This window comes from Paenarthrobacter nicotinovorans, assembly GCF_007670255.1.
Lineage (GTDB): Bacteria > Actinomycetota > Actinomycetes > Actinomycetales > Micrococcaceae > Arthrobacter > Arthrobacter nicotinovorans_B.
The window spans coordinates 324,183-339,055 of sequence record NZ_SZVS01000001.1 but is presented as its reverse complement, the minus strand read 5'-3'; the positions used below and the strand labels follow the sequence as shown (position 1 = coordinate 339,055).

13 protein-coding genes are annotated in these 14,873 nt (G+C 63.0%); 4 read left to right on the top strand and 9 right to left on the bottom strand.

The features are described 5' to 3' along the window. Positions 1 to 6: 6 nt before the first annotated feature. A complete protein-coding gene (locus FDP28_RS01580; protein WP_144658862.1) occupies positions 7 to 2,022 on the bottom strand; it encodes a S9 family peptidase in 2,016 nt (671 codons plus the stop codon). Between the two features lie 68 nt (positions 2,023 to 2,090). Between FDP28_RS01580 and FDP28_RS01575 the strand changes: the two genes are divergently transcribed. From FDP28_RS01575 to FDP28_RS01560, 4 genes are all read left to right on the top strand, one after another. After that, a complete protein-coding gene (locus FDP28_RS01575) occupies positions 2,091 to 2,933 on the top strand; it encodes a methyltransferase domain-containing protein (protein WP_144658861.1) in 843 nt (280 codons plus the stop codon). 79 nt (positions 2,934 to 3,012) lie between these two features. Next, on the top strand, positions 3,013 to 3,474 hold the full coding sequence (locus FDP28_RS01570) for an NfeD family protein (protein WP_144658860.1): 462 nt from the start codon (positions 3,013 to 3,015) through the stop codon (positions 3,472 to 3,474). Between the two features lie 98 nt (positions 3,475 to 3,572). After that, positions 3,573 to 4,547: an SPFH domain-containing protein gene (locus FDP28_RS01565; RefSeq protein WP_144658859.1), complete on the top strand. Its 975-nt coding sequence runs from the start codon at positions 3,573 to 3,575 to the stop codon at positions 4,545 to 4,547. 258 nt (positions 4,548 to 4,805) lie between these two features. Beyond that, positions 4,806 to 5,153 (top strand): RNA polymerase-binding protein RbpA, encoded by a 348-nt coding sequence (locus tag FDP28_RS01560; protein WP_011774875.1) that lies wholly within the window; start codon positions 4,806 to 4,808, stop codon positions 5,151 to 5,153. Between the two features lie 71 nt (positions 5,154 to 5,224). Here the strand turns inward: FDP28_RS01560 and FDP28_RS01555 are convergent, their stop codons facing one another. The 8 genes from FDP28_RS01555 to FDP28_RS01520 form a co-directional block, all read right to left on the bottom strand. Beyond that, positions 5,225 to 5,968 (bottom strand): polyprenol monophosphomannose synthase, encoded by a 744-nt coding sequence (locus FDP28_RS01555; RefSeq protein WP_144658858.1) that lies wholly within the window; start codon positions 5,966 to 5,968, stop codon positions 5,225 to 5,227. Between the two features lie 155 nt (positions 5,969 to 6,123). Then, a complete protein-coding gene (locus tag FDP28_RS01550; protein ID WP_144658857.1) occupies positions 6,124 to 7,782 on the bottom strand; it encodes an amidohydrolase in 1,659 nt (552 codons plus the stop codon). Positions 7,783 to 7,839: 57 nt separating this feature from the next. Next, the gene (locus FDP28_RS01545) at positions 7,840 to 10,806 is read right to left on the bottom strand and encodes a DEAD/DEAH box helicase (protein ID WP_144658856.1); all 2,967 of its coding nucleotides are present in this window, start codon (positions 10,804 to 10,806) and stop codon (positions 7,840 to 7,842) included. Positions 10,807 to 10,830: 24 nt separating this feature from the next. Beyond that, a complete protein-coding gene (gene tatC / locus FDP28_RS01540; RefSeq protein ID WP_144658855.1) occupies positions 10,831 to 11,667 on the bottom strand; it encodes a twin-arginine translocase subunit TatC in 837 nt (278 codons plus the stop codon). Between the two features lie 6 nt (positions 11,668 to 11,673). Further along, positions 11,674 to 11,958, bottom strand: coding sequence for a Sec-independent protein translocase subunit TatA (gene tatA / locus FDP28_RS01535; RefSeq protein WP_144658854.1), 285 nt, complete (start codon positions 11,956 to 11,958; stop codon positions 11,674 to 11,676). Positions 11,959 to 11,994: 36 nt separating this feature from the next. Further along, the gene (locus tag FDP28_RS01530) at positions 11,995 to 12,345 is read right to left on the bottom strand and encodes a hypothetical protein (protein ID WP_144658853.1); all 351 of its coding nucleotides are present in this window, start codon (positions 12,343 to 12,345) and stop codon (positions 11,995 to 11,997) included. A 9-nt stretch (positions 12,346 to 12,354) separates the two neighbouring features. Then, positions 12,355 to 14,373, bottom strand: a complete 2,019-nt coding sequence (locus FDP28_RS01525) for a helix-turn-helix transcriptional regulator (RefSeq protein ID WP_186313467.1) — start codon at positions 14,371 to 14,373, stop codon at positions 12,355 to 12,357. A gap of 96 nt (positions 14,374 to 14,469) precedes the next feature. Further along, complete coding sequence (locus FDP28_RS01520) at positions 14,470 to 14,865, bottom strand: FKBP-type peptidyl-prolyl cis-trans isomerase (protein ID WP_144658851.1); 396 nt, start codon at positions 14,863 to 14,865, stop codon at positions 14,470 to 14,472. Between the last annotated feature and the right edge of the window lie 8 nt (positions 14,866 to 14,873).

Sequence of the window (14,873 nt, the reverse complement as noted above, 5' to 3'; positions counted from 1 at the left end):
GCCTCCTTAGGCCTCGGGCTGGTTCAAAGTGCTTGGAAGATACGTGGACCACCATCGAAGGATGTGCTCGAAGCGCTGACAGCGATGATGCGGTGTTCCGGAACGGGACAACTCGTGGTCCTCGCCCGGAAAAACCAGCAGGGCCGTATCCACTCCCTGGGCCTTCAAGTGCGCGTAGTAGCGCTGGCCTTGTTCAATGGGGCAGCGCAGATCATTTTCACTGTGGACTACCAGCGTTGGCGTCCGGACATCCCCGACGACGGCCATCGGACTTTGGGCGTCCATATCCTCCCGGGTGGGTCCTGTGTACTCGCTGCCGAAGAACCAGCCAATGTCCGAGGAACCGGCAAAGCTGACGGGATCAAGGAATCCACGTTCCACGATCGCTGCTTTAAACCTGTGGTGGTGGGCGATGATCCACGCCGTCAAGTAGCCGCCATAGGAACCGCCCATGATGCCCACTTGCTCCGGGTCAAGGGCAGAATGGGAGGCCAATGCTGCGTCCAGGAAAGCAAGCACATCCTGCATGTCCAAGGTGCCCATCTGCCCCTTGATGGCGCGTCCATGTTCCTGTCCGTAGCCTGAGGAACCACGGGGGTTGCACATCACCACCGCATACCCCGCCGCTGCGTACACCTGGGCCTCGTCAAAGAAGGCTCCCGTGTATTGCGAGAATGGGCCGCCGTGGATGGTCAGGAGGACCGGGTGGGGCCCTGGGCCTTCCGGCACGACCAACCAGCCGTGAACAGGGTGACCGTCGCTGGATTCGGCCTCGAAATCCATCGGCTCAATGGCTGTGGAGTTGTTTCGCAGGTTCCCTGAGAAGTCGGTCAGGAGGCGAAGTTCTCCACGTTCCAATGACGCGACGTCCCCGACCGTCGAGGCATCGCAAAGGGTCACCGCGGTTTCGCCGTTGGCTGCAACAGATGCCCCTATGACCACCCGTGCACCGTAAACCAGCGGAGTGATGGTGCCATCAGCGGTGACATCAAGGAGTTCGACACCGCCCAGCGCCGTATTCAGCACCAGGACGCTACCCGGCCCGCTGGGTTCAAGTGGTCCCGAGACATCCAGGTGTTCCACGTCGGTCAGTGCCAGGGCCTCTCCCCCATCCACCGGCATCACGTGCAAGGCTGAATTCCGTGCCACGAAGTCCCTGCCGCTCGCACCGATGTCCTGGGCGGTGAAGAACAACCACCGGCCATCCGTCGAAGCCCTCACGGCGCTGACGGTCTGCGGTGTCCGGTTGGAAGGTTCGACGGCGACCGGCTCGCCTCCCGCGGCATCCACCCTGTAGACCGAGGTGACGAGATCGTCGTCGTGACCTTCATGCAGCGCGGCGACGAAATAGAGGTGGGCCCCGTCAGCCGAAAAGGCGGGCGAAGTGTGGTCGGAATCGCCGAAGGTGAGCTGCCGCGGGATGGGGAAACCAAGGTTTTCCGGCGTGGGCTGCTCATGGGCTGACCGGCCCCGGGGGGTTACTGCGGGCTCGCCACCCAGTTCGGGAACGTCGACCACAAACAGTTGCTGCCGTTGGTCGGCGGTATAGCCGACGCCGTTCATCATGTACTGGTTGGCAACAACGTAGCGCGGGTCTTCGGCTGCGGGACCGACGCCATCGATCGTTCCATAACGTCCCTGTTCAGGGACCCTGGCCTGGAACGCGATGCGGTGCGAGTCCGGCGCCCAGACGAAGCTCTCGACGCCTGCGCGCTGGTTCGTGATTCTCTGCGGTTCGCCGCCCGCCGACTCCACGACGAACACTTGGGGTTTGCCGCCGGGATCGCTCCTGAGGAAGGCGAGCACCAGCCCATCAGGTGAGAAGGCTGGAGACGTGTCCCTGAAACCCCGGGTAATGCGACGCGGATATTTGGTGTTGTCCAAGGGGACCGACCAGAGCTGGCCAACGTAACTGTCGGCGTCGAAATCCGGCCTTGTGACTGATACCACCGCCTTCGTGCCGTCAGGGTGGATTGCCGGGGCGGACACGGAGTTCAACAGGGGCAGCTGCTCTGGTTTCACGATGGTGAGCCTAGCGGGGTGGCCTGCCCGGCGGCACCAGACACTCCGTCCGCCGTAGGATTGAAGCCATGTTGTCCGACGCCGTCTCCGCCCTGCGATGCCCTGTTTGCCAAGGACTTTTCGAGTTGCGTCAGGCCCGTCCGGCAACCCTCGCGTGTCTGTCGGGACACCTGTTTGATGCTGCCAAGCAAGGCTATTTCAACTTCCTTACCGGCAAAGGAACGGCTTTCGAAGCGGACACAGCCGAGATGGTGGCCGCCAGGGTCAGGTTCCTGGAAGCAGGGCACTATGCGGAATTGGCCACGGGACTGGCAGAGATGGCCGCGGAGGCCATCCGAGGGCCGGAACCACTGGTTCTCGACGCCGGAACCGGAACCGGTCATTACCTCCGTACTGTTATGGACGCAACGGGGGCCAGCGCCGTTGGGATGGACATTTCCAAGTTCGCCCTTCGGCGTGCGGCACGGCTCAACCCCGGGGCCGCCAATGTGGTGTGGGACATTTGGCGTCCATTGCCCATGGCGGATAACTCGGCGGACGTCGTGACGGTTGTTTTCGCGCCGCGGAATCCTGCGGAGTTCGCGCGGGTTCTGCGCCCGGGAGGATCGTTGCTGGTGGTGACGCCGCGGCCCGGCCACCTCCAGGAGATCGCTGCGAGGACAGGGATGCTCGGGATCGAAGAGGGGAAGGAAGAACGGCTGGCCGGGTCCATGAGCGGCTGGTTCGATTCGCCCACCAGCCGTTCCCTGGATGTGCCGCTGGTGTTATCGGGAAGCGAAGTAGCCGACCTCGCCTACATGGGCCCCGCTGGCCACCATCTCCGTCAGGAGCAGCTGTCCGAACTGGCGGCGTCTGACGAGCACATGGACACCACTGCCAAGTTCCGGATCAGCGTGTTCACCACGTCCTGACGCTTGACCGCGCCGCGGGCTAGGATGGAGGAACAGCGACTGTGATCCCGCTCGCGGGATCCGGGACCAAGGGGGAACGATGTTTGAATGGCTCGGCGAGAACTGGTGGGCCCTATGGCTTACAGTCTTCCTCGCGTTCGCAGTGGTGGAGATGCTGACTCTCGACCTCTTCTTCATCATGCTGGGCGGCGGTGCGCTTGCCGGGCTCATTGCGGACTTCTCCGGCGCCGATCTTTGGCTGCAGATCGTCATCTTCTGCGTGGTGTCCCTTCTGATGATCGTTTTTGTCCGGCCAGTAGCCTTGAACCACCTGCGCAAGGGCCCCACGGAACAGCTGTCCAACATAGACCGGCTCATAGGCCAGCCTGCCCTCGTCATTGAAGCCGTGAGCAGCACCAGCGGGCTGGTTAAAATTGGTGGCGACGTTTGGAGCGCCCGCAGCGCGGCTGGTGTCATTGACGCCGGCGCCACCGTTCAGGTCACCAAAATTGACGGGGCGACGGCGGTGGTCGCCTCGGCCGCCGACAACAGCCCCCGCTGACGCTTCGGCGCACTCAAGATTTCAGGCTGTTCCCGGACCGGGTTGCCTGCCCGCGAACAGCCGCATCAAACCACGCAATTGGGGAACGAAGGAGATGTATGAACGGCTTAGGAGGAACAGCAGCGGCAATTGTGCTGGTTGTTCTCGTCATTTTTGTGATCATCGTGTTGGTCCGCTCGGTAAGGATCATTCCGCAGGCACGCGCCGGCGTCGTTGAACGGCTCGGCAAGTACCAGCGCACGCTTAACCCGGGACTGACCATCCTGATTCCGTTTGTCGACAGGCTCCTGCCACTGCTCGACCTGCGTGAGCAAGTCGTGTCCTTCCCACCGCAGCCGGTCATCACCGAAGACAACCTGGTTGTTTCCATTGACACCGTGGTCTACTTCCAGGTCACTGATCCACGGGCGGCAACGTACGAGATCGCCAACTACATCCAGGCAGTGGAACAGCTGACCACCACCACGCTGCGTAACGTGGTGGGTGGGCTCAACCTGGAAGAAGCGCTGACCTCACGCGACCAGATCAACGGTCAGCTGCGTGGTGTGCTGGACGAGGCAACGGGACGCTGGGGAATCCGCGTCTCCCGGGTAGAGCTCAAGGCGATCGACCCACCCCACTCCATCCAGGACTCGATGGAAAAGCAGATGCGTGCAGAGCGGGACCGCCGTGCGGCCATCCTGACTGCCGAAGGTACCAAGCAGTCCCAGATCCTGACGGCTGAGGGCCAGCGCCAAGCGGCCATCCTCGCGGCCGAAGGTGATGCCAAGGCCGCCATCCTCCGCGCAGATGGTGAAGCCCAGGCCATCCAAAAGGTCTTCGATGCCATCCACAAGGGCAACCCGGACCAGAAGCTGCTGGCGTACCAGTACCTGCAGACCCTTCCGAAGATCGCGGAGGGCACCTCGAACAAGCTCTGGATCATTCCCAGCGAAGTAGGCGAGGCCCTCAAGGGTATCGGCGGCGCACTGGGCGGCAACGGCGGGGACTCCCCTGTTGCCGGCCTTTTCGACGGCGGGACCAAGGAACCTGAGCCTGCAGGGGCCGTGGAACCTACCCGTCCGGCGGAGTAGCTCCAGCCCATAGCAAGGCCACGAGCGGTCAGCCACTCAGGCTGGCCGCTCGCTGCGTCCGCCTGCTTTGAGTAGTCGGCAAAAATCAGCGTATAATGGGATATTTGTCCGGCTGGTTCAGCGTGGACGGAACATTAAAGCTTGGCCAGGCGTTGCAAGTAGTGATGCAAGGTGTGCAGAAGTAGTCCGTAGGGATCGTGAAAACGGCTTACGGCTAGCGCGGAGTTGCTGCTCCGCGAACAGACAGAGGGAGTAATCATGAGCGATCGCAGCCTGCGGGGTATGCGTCTTGGCGCCCAAAGCATGGAAACTGAATCCGGCGTTGAACCGGCACCGCGCCAGCGGGTCGAGTACCGTTGCGAGGATGGCGAGCAGGTCTTCGTAACCTTCTCTTCCGAAGCGGAGATCCCTCCTGTGTGGGTTTCCAAAACCGGTAAGGAAGCGCTCCTGGTCGATGGCGAGCGTCCCGTGGATGCCAACGAAAAAGCCGTCCGCACGCACTGGGACATGCTGCTGGAACGCCGCAGCCTTCCCGAGCTGGAGCAGATCCTTGAGGATCGCCTCAACATTCTTCGTGAGCGCCGCGGGGAACGCCGTTCGGCATAGTTTCCACAAACACGCAAAAAGGCCGGGTCCGGTTTCCCTTGGGAACCAGAGCCGGCCTTTTGCTTTAAGAACTACTTTGCCATTTCGGCTGACTTGCCGGTGAGCTTGGCCCAGCGTGCTGCCAGTCCCCACTTGGTGACGTTGATCATGGCTTCGACCACAATGTTCCCGCTCATCTTCGATGCCCCGAGTTCGCGCTCCACGAAGGTGATGGGACGCTCCTCGATACGAAGGCCAAGCTTGGCCACGCGCCAGGCAAGGTCCACCTGGAAGCCGTAGCCGACCGACTCCACCTCGTCCAGCTTCAATGCCTCGAGCGTACTGCGGCGGAAGGCGCGGTATCCGCCAGTCACGTCCTTGATCTTGACGCCGAGCATGATACGGGCGTAGGTGCTGCCGATGCGGGAGATGGCCTGACGGTAGAGCGGCCAGTTCACTACACTCCCACCCGGGACCCAGCGGGAGCCCATGGCCAGATCCGCTCCGTCCTTCACGGCGTCAAGGAGCAGTGGCAGTTGCTCGGGCTTGTGTGAACCATCCGCGTCCATCTCGACGAGAACGTCGTAACCGGCTGCCAGGCCCCACTTGAAGCCCGCGATGTAGGCAGCCCCCAGGCCTTCTTTGCCCTTGCGGTGCAGGACGTGAACCTGGCTGTCCTTTGCGGCGAAGTCGTCGGCAAGCTTTCCCGTGCCGTCAGGGCTGTTGTCGTCAACCACCAGGACGTCGGAGTCGGGAACTGCAGCGCGCAGCCTTCCCAGCGTCACGGGGAGCGATTCCAGCTCGTTGTAGGTGGGAATGATCGTCAGGACACGCAAGAAGAGGCCTTTCCTTGATGGAGCGGTCGGTGTGCCGGACCAGCGTGGCAGCTGGCGTTCTGGCGCAACTCTCCATTATAGGACGACGGCGGCCAGGACTTTTGCGTCTGTGGCGCCGGCCACAGTGGTCGGGATGCTTCCGGGATGGTACCTGGCTACACGCGCAATGACTCGTGGGCAAAGAGCTCACGGCCCTGGTGCACCGTCTGCAGGCAACGCGGGTCCGACCCCGTGTCGAGGGCGGGCAGCAGCGGTGTCCGGGCGCGGGGATCAGTGCTCCACGACTGGACCCGGCTGTCCGCAACCTGGACCATCAACTCGTCGACTTCCCAGACGGCGAAACTGGCCGGAGCCCCGGGAACCAGCTGCCCCATGAGGGGGTTCCGATGCTTGGCGGCCCGCCATCCTGCACGGGTGTGGCCCAGGAATGCCGCCCGGGCCGAGATGCGCTGGTCGGGGTTGCTGTGCTCGAGGCAGGCGCGGACGCTGGACCACGGGCGCAGTGCGGTGACAGGGCTGTCACTGCCAAAGGCGATGGGCACACCACTGGAATAGAACGAAGCAAAGGGGTTCATGCTGCGGCTGCGATTGCCCAGGCGTTGTTCATACAACCCGCCGGGAGCACCCCATGCGGCGTCAAAGCCGGGCTGGACGCTGACGGTTACCGAGTACTTGGCAAGCCTGTCAATGGCGGACTGGTCCGCCATCTCCACGTGTTCCAGCCTGTGGCCGGCCGCGCGGATGCGCTGCTCCCCTACATCTGCCGCCGCGGAATCCAGGGCGTCCAGGACGGCGGCCAGTCCGGCGTCGCCTATGACATGGAAGCCGGCCTGCAGGCCCAAGGTCGACGTCGCTGCCAAATGTTTGGCGGCCTCGTCCACCGAAAGGTAGAGACTGCCGCGCTGTCCGGGGGTATCAGAGTAATCCTCCAGCAGCGCAGCCGTTCTGGAACCGATGGAACCGTCCATGTTGAGATCGCCCGCAAGGCCCAGGACAGGTGTGCCCAGACCACCCAGAATTTCCTGGGCGTGCTCCTCCGAGGACGCCAGTTCGCCCCAGTACGGGAGGATTTCCGGGTAGTCCCCGTGCTCGTTCCAGGACGCGGCCATTCGCAGGTCCTCCGGCCCGCAAATGTGCGGCGCCGACATTTCAGCCAAAGCCACGTAACCGTTGGAGGCGGCCTCCTTCAAAGCCAGCTCCTGGTACGTGCGACGTTCGGCTTCCGGGAATCGCCGTGCGTGCAGGCGGGCCGCCGTATGCGCCGCCCGCACCACTCGGGCCGTCCCGGCATACCCGTCGAGGCCGTCAAGGCCTGCAGCAGCCACCAGGGAGGCCGAGACCAATGCGGAGTGGACATCGACGCGGGACAGATAGACCTGCCGGTCCCCTGCTGCGCGCTGGAGCTCTTCAAGGCTGGGCAGTGTGGGATCGTTCCACGTCGTTTCATCCCAGCCGTGACCCAGGATGGTGCCCGAACCGCCTGCGGCTGCGACGGCGTCGAGCAGTTCTGTTGCTGAGCGAACGGTGCCAAGCTGGAGGCCCCCGAGGGCCAACCCGGTTTCCGTCAGGTGGGTGTGCGAATCCACGAATCCCGGAGCCAGGAGGGCGCCATGGAGATCGATGATCTCCATGGACGAATCCGCAATGGACGTTGCGGCCTGCTCAGACCCCACCCACGCCACGGTGTCCCCATCCACCACCATGGCGGTCGCAAAAGGATCTGCCGCCGTATAGATCGATCCGTTGCGGTACATGGTGACCTTACGGCCGGATCCTTGGTGTTGCTGGCCGACAGGCGTGCCGGGCTGGTTCATGTGGTGAGCTCCTTGAGCATGGGCAACAAATAATTCGTGGGACAGGTGGTCAGCGCTCTAGGCCACTGTGGAGTAGGCCACGACACCCCGCCGGACCAGATCGATGGACTCCCGGCAGATCCGGCCCAACCGGGGGTCAAGCTGTGGGATCTTGGCCAGCTGGTCCAGCAGGTCCACCACCTGCTTGGCCCAACGGACGAAATCTCCGGCCGCCAAGTCGGTTCCGCTGAGCACATCCTGGAGATGGCGGCCCTTGGCCCACTTGTACATCGGCCACATCAGGCCAAGCTCAGGCTCGCCGGTCAAAGGAAGGCGGTGTTGTTCCTCAGTGTCCTCCAACCGGGACCATTCACGGACAACAACATCAACGGCTGTTTCCAGGGATATGGTCGGCAGCTTCGGGCGAAGCCCACGGTCCTCCCGCTTGGCTTGGTACACCAGTGTGCTGGCGAACGAGGCCAGTTCGGCTGCGTCAAGGTCGTTGATGGCTCCCTGGCGGATGGACTGGGAGATCAACAAGTCCTTCTCGCCGTAGATCCGGCGAAGACGCTGTCCGTCGGCACTGATGGTGACCTGACCGGCGTCGTTTGTTTCCAGGTAGCCGTAGGTGGAAAGAACCTCGCATACCCGGTCGAAGGTCTTTGCGATGGTGTTGGTGCGCCCCTGGATCTGGCGGACCAGTCCGTCGGTCTCCTTGCGCAGCTTCCACCAGCGCTCGGACCAACGAGCATGGTCCTCCCGCTCGCTGCAGCCGTGGCAGGGATGTGCGCGCAGGGCACGGCGGAGGTCAGCGATCCTCTTCTCCTGGTCCGGCAGCCGGGCCCCCAGACCGAAGTCCTCGTGCCTGCTGTTCCTGCGCTGCGGTGCGTCTTCGCTGACCGCGTGGCGCATTGATGATGCCAGATCGCGGCGGGACTTGGGAACCTTGGCGTTGAACGACTTCGGTATCCTGATCCGGGTCACCGGCGACACAGGGCCGTCGAGGTCGTGGACACCGATCCTGCGCAGCTGGTTGTCCTGGGTCAGGACTGAAGGACGTGGTTCGCGGGCATGCGGGTCGACATCCAGAACCACCGCATGCCCCGCCAACCGGCCGCTGTAGATGCTGATAACGTCACCGGGGATCAACCGCGCGAGGGAGTCGGCAACGCGTGACTTTCGCGCGCGCTGGTGGTCGCGGGCTGCGTTGTTCTCAGCATCGCTGAGGTCGCGCCGCAGCTTGGCGTACTCGGTGAAATCCCCCAGGTGGCATTGCATGGACTTCGCGTACCCGGCCAAGGATTCTTCCCGCCCCCGGACCTGCCTGGCCAGGCCAACGACCGAACGGTCCGCCTGGAACTGGGCGAAGGACGACTCCAGGATTTCACGGGCCCGCACGCGGCCGAACTGGGCAATGAGGTTGATGCTCATGTTGTACGTGGGCCTGAAACTGGAATTCAGGGGGTAGGTGCGCCTGGAGGCAAGACCAGCAACAGCCGCGGGATCCGTGCCCGGTTGCCACAGGACGACGGCGTGGCCCTCGACGTCGATACCGCGTCGTCCGGCGCGACCGGTCAGCTGGGTGTACTCCCCCGCCGTGATGTTGACGTGGGCTTCGCCGTTGAACTTCTCAAGTTTTTCCAGGACCACGCAACGCGCGGGCATGTTGACGCCCAAAGCCAGCGTTTCGGTGGCAAAGACGGCCTTGACCAGTCCGTCTGCGAAGAGCTTTTCCACCACTTCCTTGAAGGTAGGCAGCATTCCGGCGTGGTGGGCGGCGAAGCCCCGGACCAGGCCGTCACGCCATCCCCAGAAGCCGAGGACGTCCAGGTCATCGGCAGGGATCTCGTGGCTGGCCTCATCCACCCGTTGGGCGATGATCTGCTGCTCACGTTCTGTGGTGAGCCACAGCCCCGAGGCAGCGCACTGGGCCACGGCGGCATCGCATCCGGCACGCGAGAAAATGAAAGTGATGGCCGGAAGCAGATCCTGGCGCCTCAGGCTCTCGATCACTTGCGGGCGGCTTGCCTTGCGGACAGGACTTCGCTGCTCGGACTGCTGGCGGTCGTCGCGGTGCCGGTCCTGACGACGGCGGCTCCGGCCGCCATGTCCGAACCTGCCTCCCATGTTCATCCGGCTCTCGGAACGTGCCATGGCCAGCAGGTCCGGGTTGACTTCGAATTCCGGGCCGGTAACTGCTTGCCTTGCTTTCGGGGTGGATGCTCCCTTGGGCGAGACGCGGCGACGCGGGTTGATCTCGCTGGATACTTCGGCTGCCTCCGAGAGGTCCGGGGCGTCGGTTTCCTGCGCGCCGGGGGCCACGGGTGCGATTTCGTCGAAAGAGGTGTCGCCGGCAAAGAGATCCACGATCTCCCTGCCCACCATGACGTGTTGCCACAACGGCACCGGCCGGTGTTCAGAAACAATGACGTCGGTATCGCCGCGAACAGTGTCCAACCAGGCACCGAACTCTTCGGCGTTGGAAACGGTTGCGCTTAGGGATGCCACCTGCACTTCGCTGGGCAAGTGGATGATGACTTCTTCCCAGACGGCTCCGCGGAAGCGGTCGGCAAGGTAATGGACCTCGTCCATGACGACGTAGCCGAGATCGCTGAGCGTCTCCGAATCGGCGTACAGCATGTTCCGCAGGACTTCTGTGGTCATCACCACTACCGGTGCATCGCCGTTGATGGTGGTGTCGCCTGTCAGCAGACCAACGTTCGCCGCCCCGTACTTCTCTGCCAGTTCCGAGAATTTCTGGTTGCTCAGCGCCTTGATGGGGGTGGTGTAGAAAGCCTTGAGTCCCCGCTGAAGGGCCAAGTAGATGGCGAACTCGCCGACGATCGTCTTTCCGGCGCCGGTGGGGGCTGCCACCAGCACGCCCCGCCCCTCCTGCAGTGACTTGCAGGCTTCACGTTGGAAGTCGTCCAGTTCGAAGTCAAGTGAACCGGCGAAGGAGCCGAGGTAGGTTTTCGCCTCCGCTGCCCTCCGGGCTGCCGCTTGGTAACGCTCGGATGGTGAAGGTGACCCGGAAAACGAAGACATGCATCAAGCCTAGTGGCCGAACGTCTAGAGATTCTCCAGATCTGCGGCCGGGGTGGCGATATCGGCAGTGGCCTCCGTCTCGGCAGCGCGCTTGATGGCACGGCGTTCACGACGACGGTCGTTGAGGAGACACACACCGATGGCCGCGAAGAAGAGCAGCAGCATGGGGGCCGCAAGATAGAACATGCTCATCGCGTCCGCGCCGGGGGCGGCCATGGCAGCGAACAAGCAGACCAGGAAAATGGTGATGCGCCAGCTCTTGACCAGCTGCTTGCCTTTGACGATGCCGGCGAGGTTCAGGCCGACGAGTACCACGGGTACCAGGAAGGCAATGCCGAAGGCCAGGAGGAGCCGAAGGACAAAGGCCAGGTAGATTTCGGCGCTGATGAAGTTTGAGCCACCCACGGGGGTGAAGTCCGTCAGCACACGCACCGCGTTCGGCAGGACAAGCCAGGCGAGAAGGACGCCTCCGATGAACAGCGGGACAGCCGCAGCGACAAAGGACAACGCGAGGCGGCGTTCTTTCTTGTGCAATCCGGGAACGATGAAAGCCCAGAGCTGGTAAATCCACACGGGGCTTGAAAGCAACACCCCGAGGAAGACGGAGACCTGAACCATGAGGTCGAACGAACTTGCCACGCCGTCAAAGTTCAGCGTGGCGGCGCGACCCTCTTTTTCATTGAGGTCCTTGATCGGTTTGATCAGGGCCTCCAGGAGCGGCTGGTAGACGATGAAGCCCACCACTGTCCCGAGGATGACGCCGATTGCAGCCTTGAAGAGCCGGTTCTTCAGCTCCTTGAGATGGTCAAGGAGCGCCATCCGGGCTTCGGGGTTGGCCTTTCGCCCCTTCGTCTCTACCACTTCTCTTTAGACGCGGTTGGAAGGCGGAACGTCAGTCTCGCCGGTGTTCCGGGCCTTCATGTCGGGGGTCGTGGCGTCCGGGTGGCCAACAACCTTGCCTTCAACGGGGTCCGAACCGTTCTGGGAGTCCTTCGTCTCGGAAGAACCGTCCTTCTTCATTTCCCGGACCTCAGACTTGAAAATACGCATCGACTGTCCAATGCTGCGCGCCATGGACGGCAGCTTCGGTGCTGCAAAAAGCACCAGAGCCAGAACGATGATGATGATGAGATGCCAGCCTTCAAGCCTCATGTGGGGAGGTCCTTTCCTTTTGGATACATCCTACGTCTAACTGAATTCAATGTCGTGCAGGGATTGTGGCTGACCCCGCTCCGCTTTGCGCTGGACGCGCTTCTGGCGGCGAACTTCCTGCCGGAAGGCTTTGGCCGTCAGGTAATCATGACGCATCTGATCCGGTGAGGCAAAAATCGCGGACCCCGGTTCGGGGCGCCCCTCCGCTACGTCCACATCGGAGGTTTCCACGACAGGAGAAAGGTTGCTGAAACGTTTCCCGGCGTCGCCCAGTTCATGAACAGTTGTCATGAATTTCTTGAACAAGCGATAACCCAAGGTCAAGTGCAGGAGCAGGGCAAGAGCTACGAGTGCGATCCACAGCAGGATCCAAAACCACCAAGGCATCTGAGTAGTCTAGCCAGCCTGGGCGCCGGAAGCATCGTCGTACTGTGCCAGCGCAGCCCTCAACCAAGCCGCAGCCTCGTCCCGCAGGGAGCCGGGCTGCAGGATCCGGACCGTACCACCGTGCTGTGACACAAACATGGGCAGCCAGCCGGCATCGCCGAACCGCACTTCGGCGAGCATGCCGCCGTCGGGCAGTTGGGCCGTACGCTCGGCGTAGTAATCATCCGCAAGCCCGGCGCCCTGGCGGGTCAACTGCAGGACCACCACGACGTCGTCGTCGCCGGGGGTGAACAAGCGCGCCGGAAAGTCCTGGTCCGTCGCGGCCTGGCCTGAGGACGCACGGCCGTTCGGTTCCAGCGCCTCCACCCTGTCCAGCCGGAAGTTCCGGATACCTGCCTTGCTGTGACAGTACGCCTCGAAGTACCAGATGTTGTCCATCGAGTAGAGCCGCAGTGGGTCGACATCCCGTTCTGTCACTTCGTCGCGTTGCAGGGACAAATAACGCAGCCGCAACTGCTGGTTGTCCCTGATGGCTTGCGTGATGGTGGCAAAGGCTTCGGATTGTTCCGGTGCTACCGACTGCCCGGCCACGGAACCGGCCAATCGGCCTGCCTGGCCGGCTGCACCGGTCAGTTTGATCGTGACGGACTCCAACGCATTGCCCGACTCGTTCTCTGCCATGCCCGCCAACGCAGGCAGGTCGCCCAGCATGGCAAGACCGGTCAGCAGCGCTGCGGCCTCGTCTTCGCTGAAACGCACCGGCCGGTTCAGGTCCAAGTGCTCCGAGATGTATACGTGGTCGTTTTCCCACTGGATATCCAAGAGGTCATCCGGATAGCCTTCCGGAAGCCCCGAGCAGATCAGAATTTTCAGGTCGTCGACCAGATCCTTGCGCGAGATACCGAAACGGTCCGCCACTTCCTGGATGTGCAGGCCCTGGTGGTGGACCAGGAACGGTACCAACTGCAGCATTCTGGCCAGCTGGTCCTCCGACGTGCGCTTGCGGGCGCGCGGTGCGCGTCCGGCCTCGGGAAACTCCACCTCGATCTCTGGCGCCGCGTTGAAATCCAGGGCGCCTTTAAGGCGGCGTACGACGGCGGCCCGCAACTCCGCCGGTTCCGCCACCTTGACGTGGGGACCGTAGGAGGCCAGCTCTTCGGCGAGTTGTTCGGGGTCGCGGAAGTCTACGGCTATCCGGTCCCTTTGCGGGTCGACCTGGGACTGCTCCGTGTCGACTGAGCGTTTGCGCAGTGCCAGCAGACGGTCCTTGTCCACGTCCAGGACTGCCTTTCGGACCGGCAGTTCGTTGAGCGAATCGAGCTCGGCACGGGCGTTGAAGCCCTCCGGAGGCTCAAAGCTGCTGCTGGAGACGACGGTAAGCGCAGTGGACATCCGTGAAAGCCTGAAGATCCGCTTGGCTCCCCTCCCCCTGTCAAAGCCCACCAGGTACCACTGCCCGAAGCGACTGCCCAGACCCCAAGGCTCGACTTCCCGTGTTTCCTCGCGCCCGGTGCTGACGGCAAGGTAGCCGAAGCGGACAGGATGCCTGCCGTGCATGGCTGCAACGACGTCGTCGAAAGCCTGGCCTGCAGGCTTGATACGCGGCTGTACGCCGGCTGGAAGGTCGACGTCGGTGAATCCGCCCGCGGCCTGCAGCTTACGGACGGCATTGGCTGCGGCGTTGCCCAAGGCGGCGCGTTCCCACAGCTGGGCGGCCAGCAGGAGGACTGTGCACTCCGCGGGTGTCAGATGAACTTCCGGAAGCCTGTTGGAGTCCTTGCCGATCCTGTAGCGGGCCGAAGCGGGATCGTCCGAGCCGAAACTGCCCGGGTCCATCAAGGTTTCCACCTCGAAGCCGAACTGCTTCAAGTCCGCCTTGTCACGCTCAAACATGCGCCCGAAAGCGACATCGTTTCCGGCGGTATCGTGGTAGACCTTTTCGCGCAGGACAGAGCGTGAAAGACCCACCCTGGTATTGAGCAAGGCAAGGAGAAGGTTCAGGAGTCGTTCAGTGCGGGATGCGGACACGGTTGCTACGTTACTAAAGTCCGGGAGGAAAACAGCAAGGCGCGTCACCAGCCCGGGTTTACCGGGCAGTAACGCGCCTTGTGGGACAGCTGTTCCTTAGCGGACAGCCACGAGGTCAACGACGAAGATCAGGGCTTCGTTCGGCTTGATGGCTCCGCCGGCACCGCGCGAGCCGTAGGCAAGCTCCGAGGGGATTTCAAGGCGACGACGACCGCCGACCTTCATGCCCAGGAGGCCCTGGTCCCACCCCTGGATAACCTGGCCCACGCCTACGCGGAAGTCCAGGGGTGCTCCGCGGCCCCAGGAAGCGTCGAATTCTTCGCCGGTGGACCAGGCGACCCCAACATAGTGGGTGGAGACGGTGTCTCCGGCCTTGGCCTCACGGCCGGTGCCCTCGATGAGGTCGGTGATGACGAGGTCCGTGGGGACGTCACCTTCAGGGAAGTCAATCTCCGGCTTGGTGCGGTCGAAGTCACGCTGACCAAATGACATGGTTACTC

Coding starts and splice junctions, on each gene's coding strand:
- FDP28_RS01575 (WP_144658861.1), top strand. CDS start 2,091: ATGTTGTCCGACGCCGTCTCCGCCCTGCGATGCCCTGTTTGCCAAGGA.
- FDP28_RS01570 (WP_144658860.1), top strand. CDS start 3,013: ATGTTTGAATGGCTCGGCGAGAACTGGTGGGCCCTATGGCTTACAGTC.
- FDP28_RS01565 (WP_144658859.1), top strand. CDS start 3,573: ATGAACGGCTTAGGAGGAACAGCAGCGGCAATTGTGCTGGTTGTTCTC.
- FDP28_RS01560 (WP_011774875.1), top strand. CDS start 4,806: ATGAGCGATCGCAGCCTGCGGGGTATGCGTCTTGGCGCCCAAAGCATG.
- FDP28_RS01550 (WP_144658857.1), bottom strand. CDS start 7,782: ATGAACCAGCCCGGCACGCCTGTCGGCCAGCAACACCAAGGATCCGGC.
- FDP28_RS01545 (WP_144658856.1), bottom strand. CDS start 10,806: ATGTCTTCGTTTTCCGGGTCACCTTCACCATCCGAGCGTTACCAAGCG.
- tatA (WP_144658854.1), bottom strand. CDS start 11,958: ATGAGGCTTGAAGGCTGGCATCTCATCATCATCATCGTTCTGGCTCTG.
- FDP28_RS01530 (WP_144658853.1), bottom strand. CDS start 12,345: ATGCCTTGGTGGTTTTGGATCCTGCTGTGGATCGCACTCGTAGCTCTT.
- FDP28_RS01520 (WP_144658851.1), bottom strand. CDS start 14,865: ATGTCATTTGGTCAGCGTGACTTCGACCGCACCAAGCCGGAGATTGAC.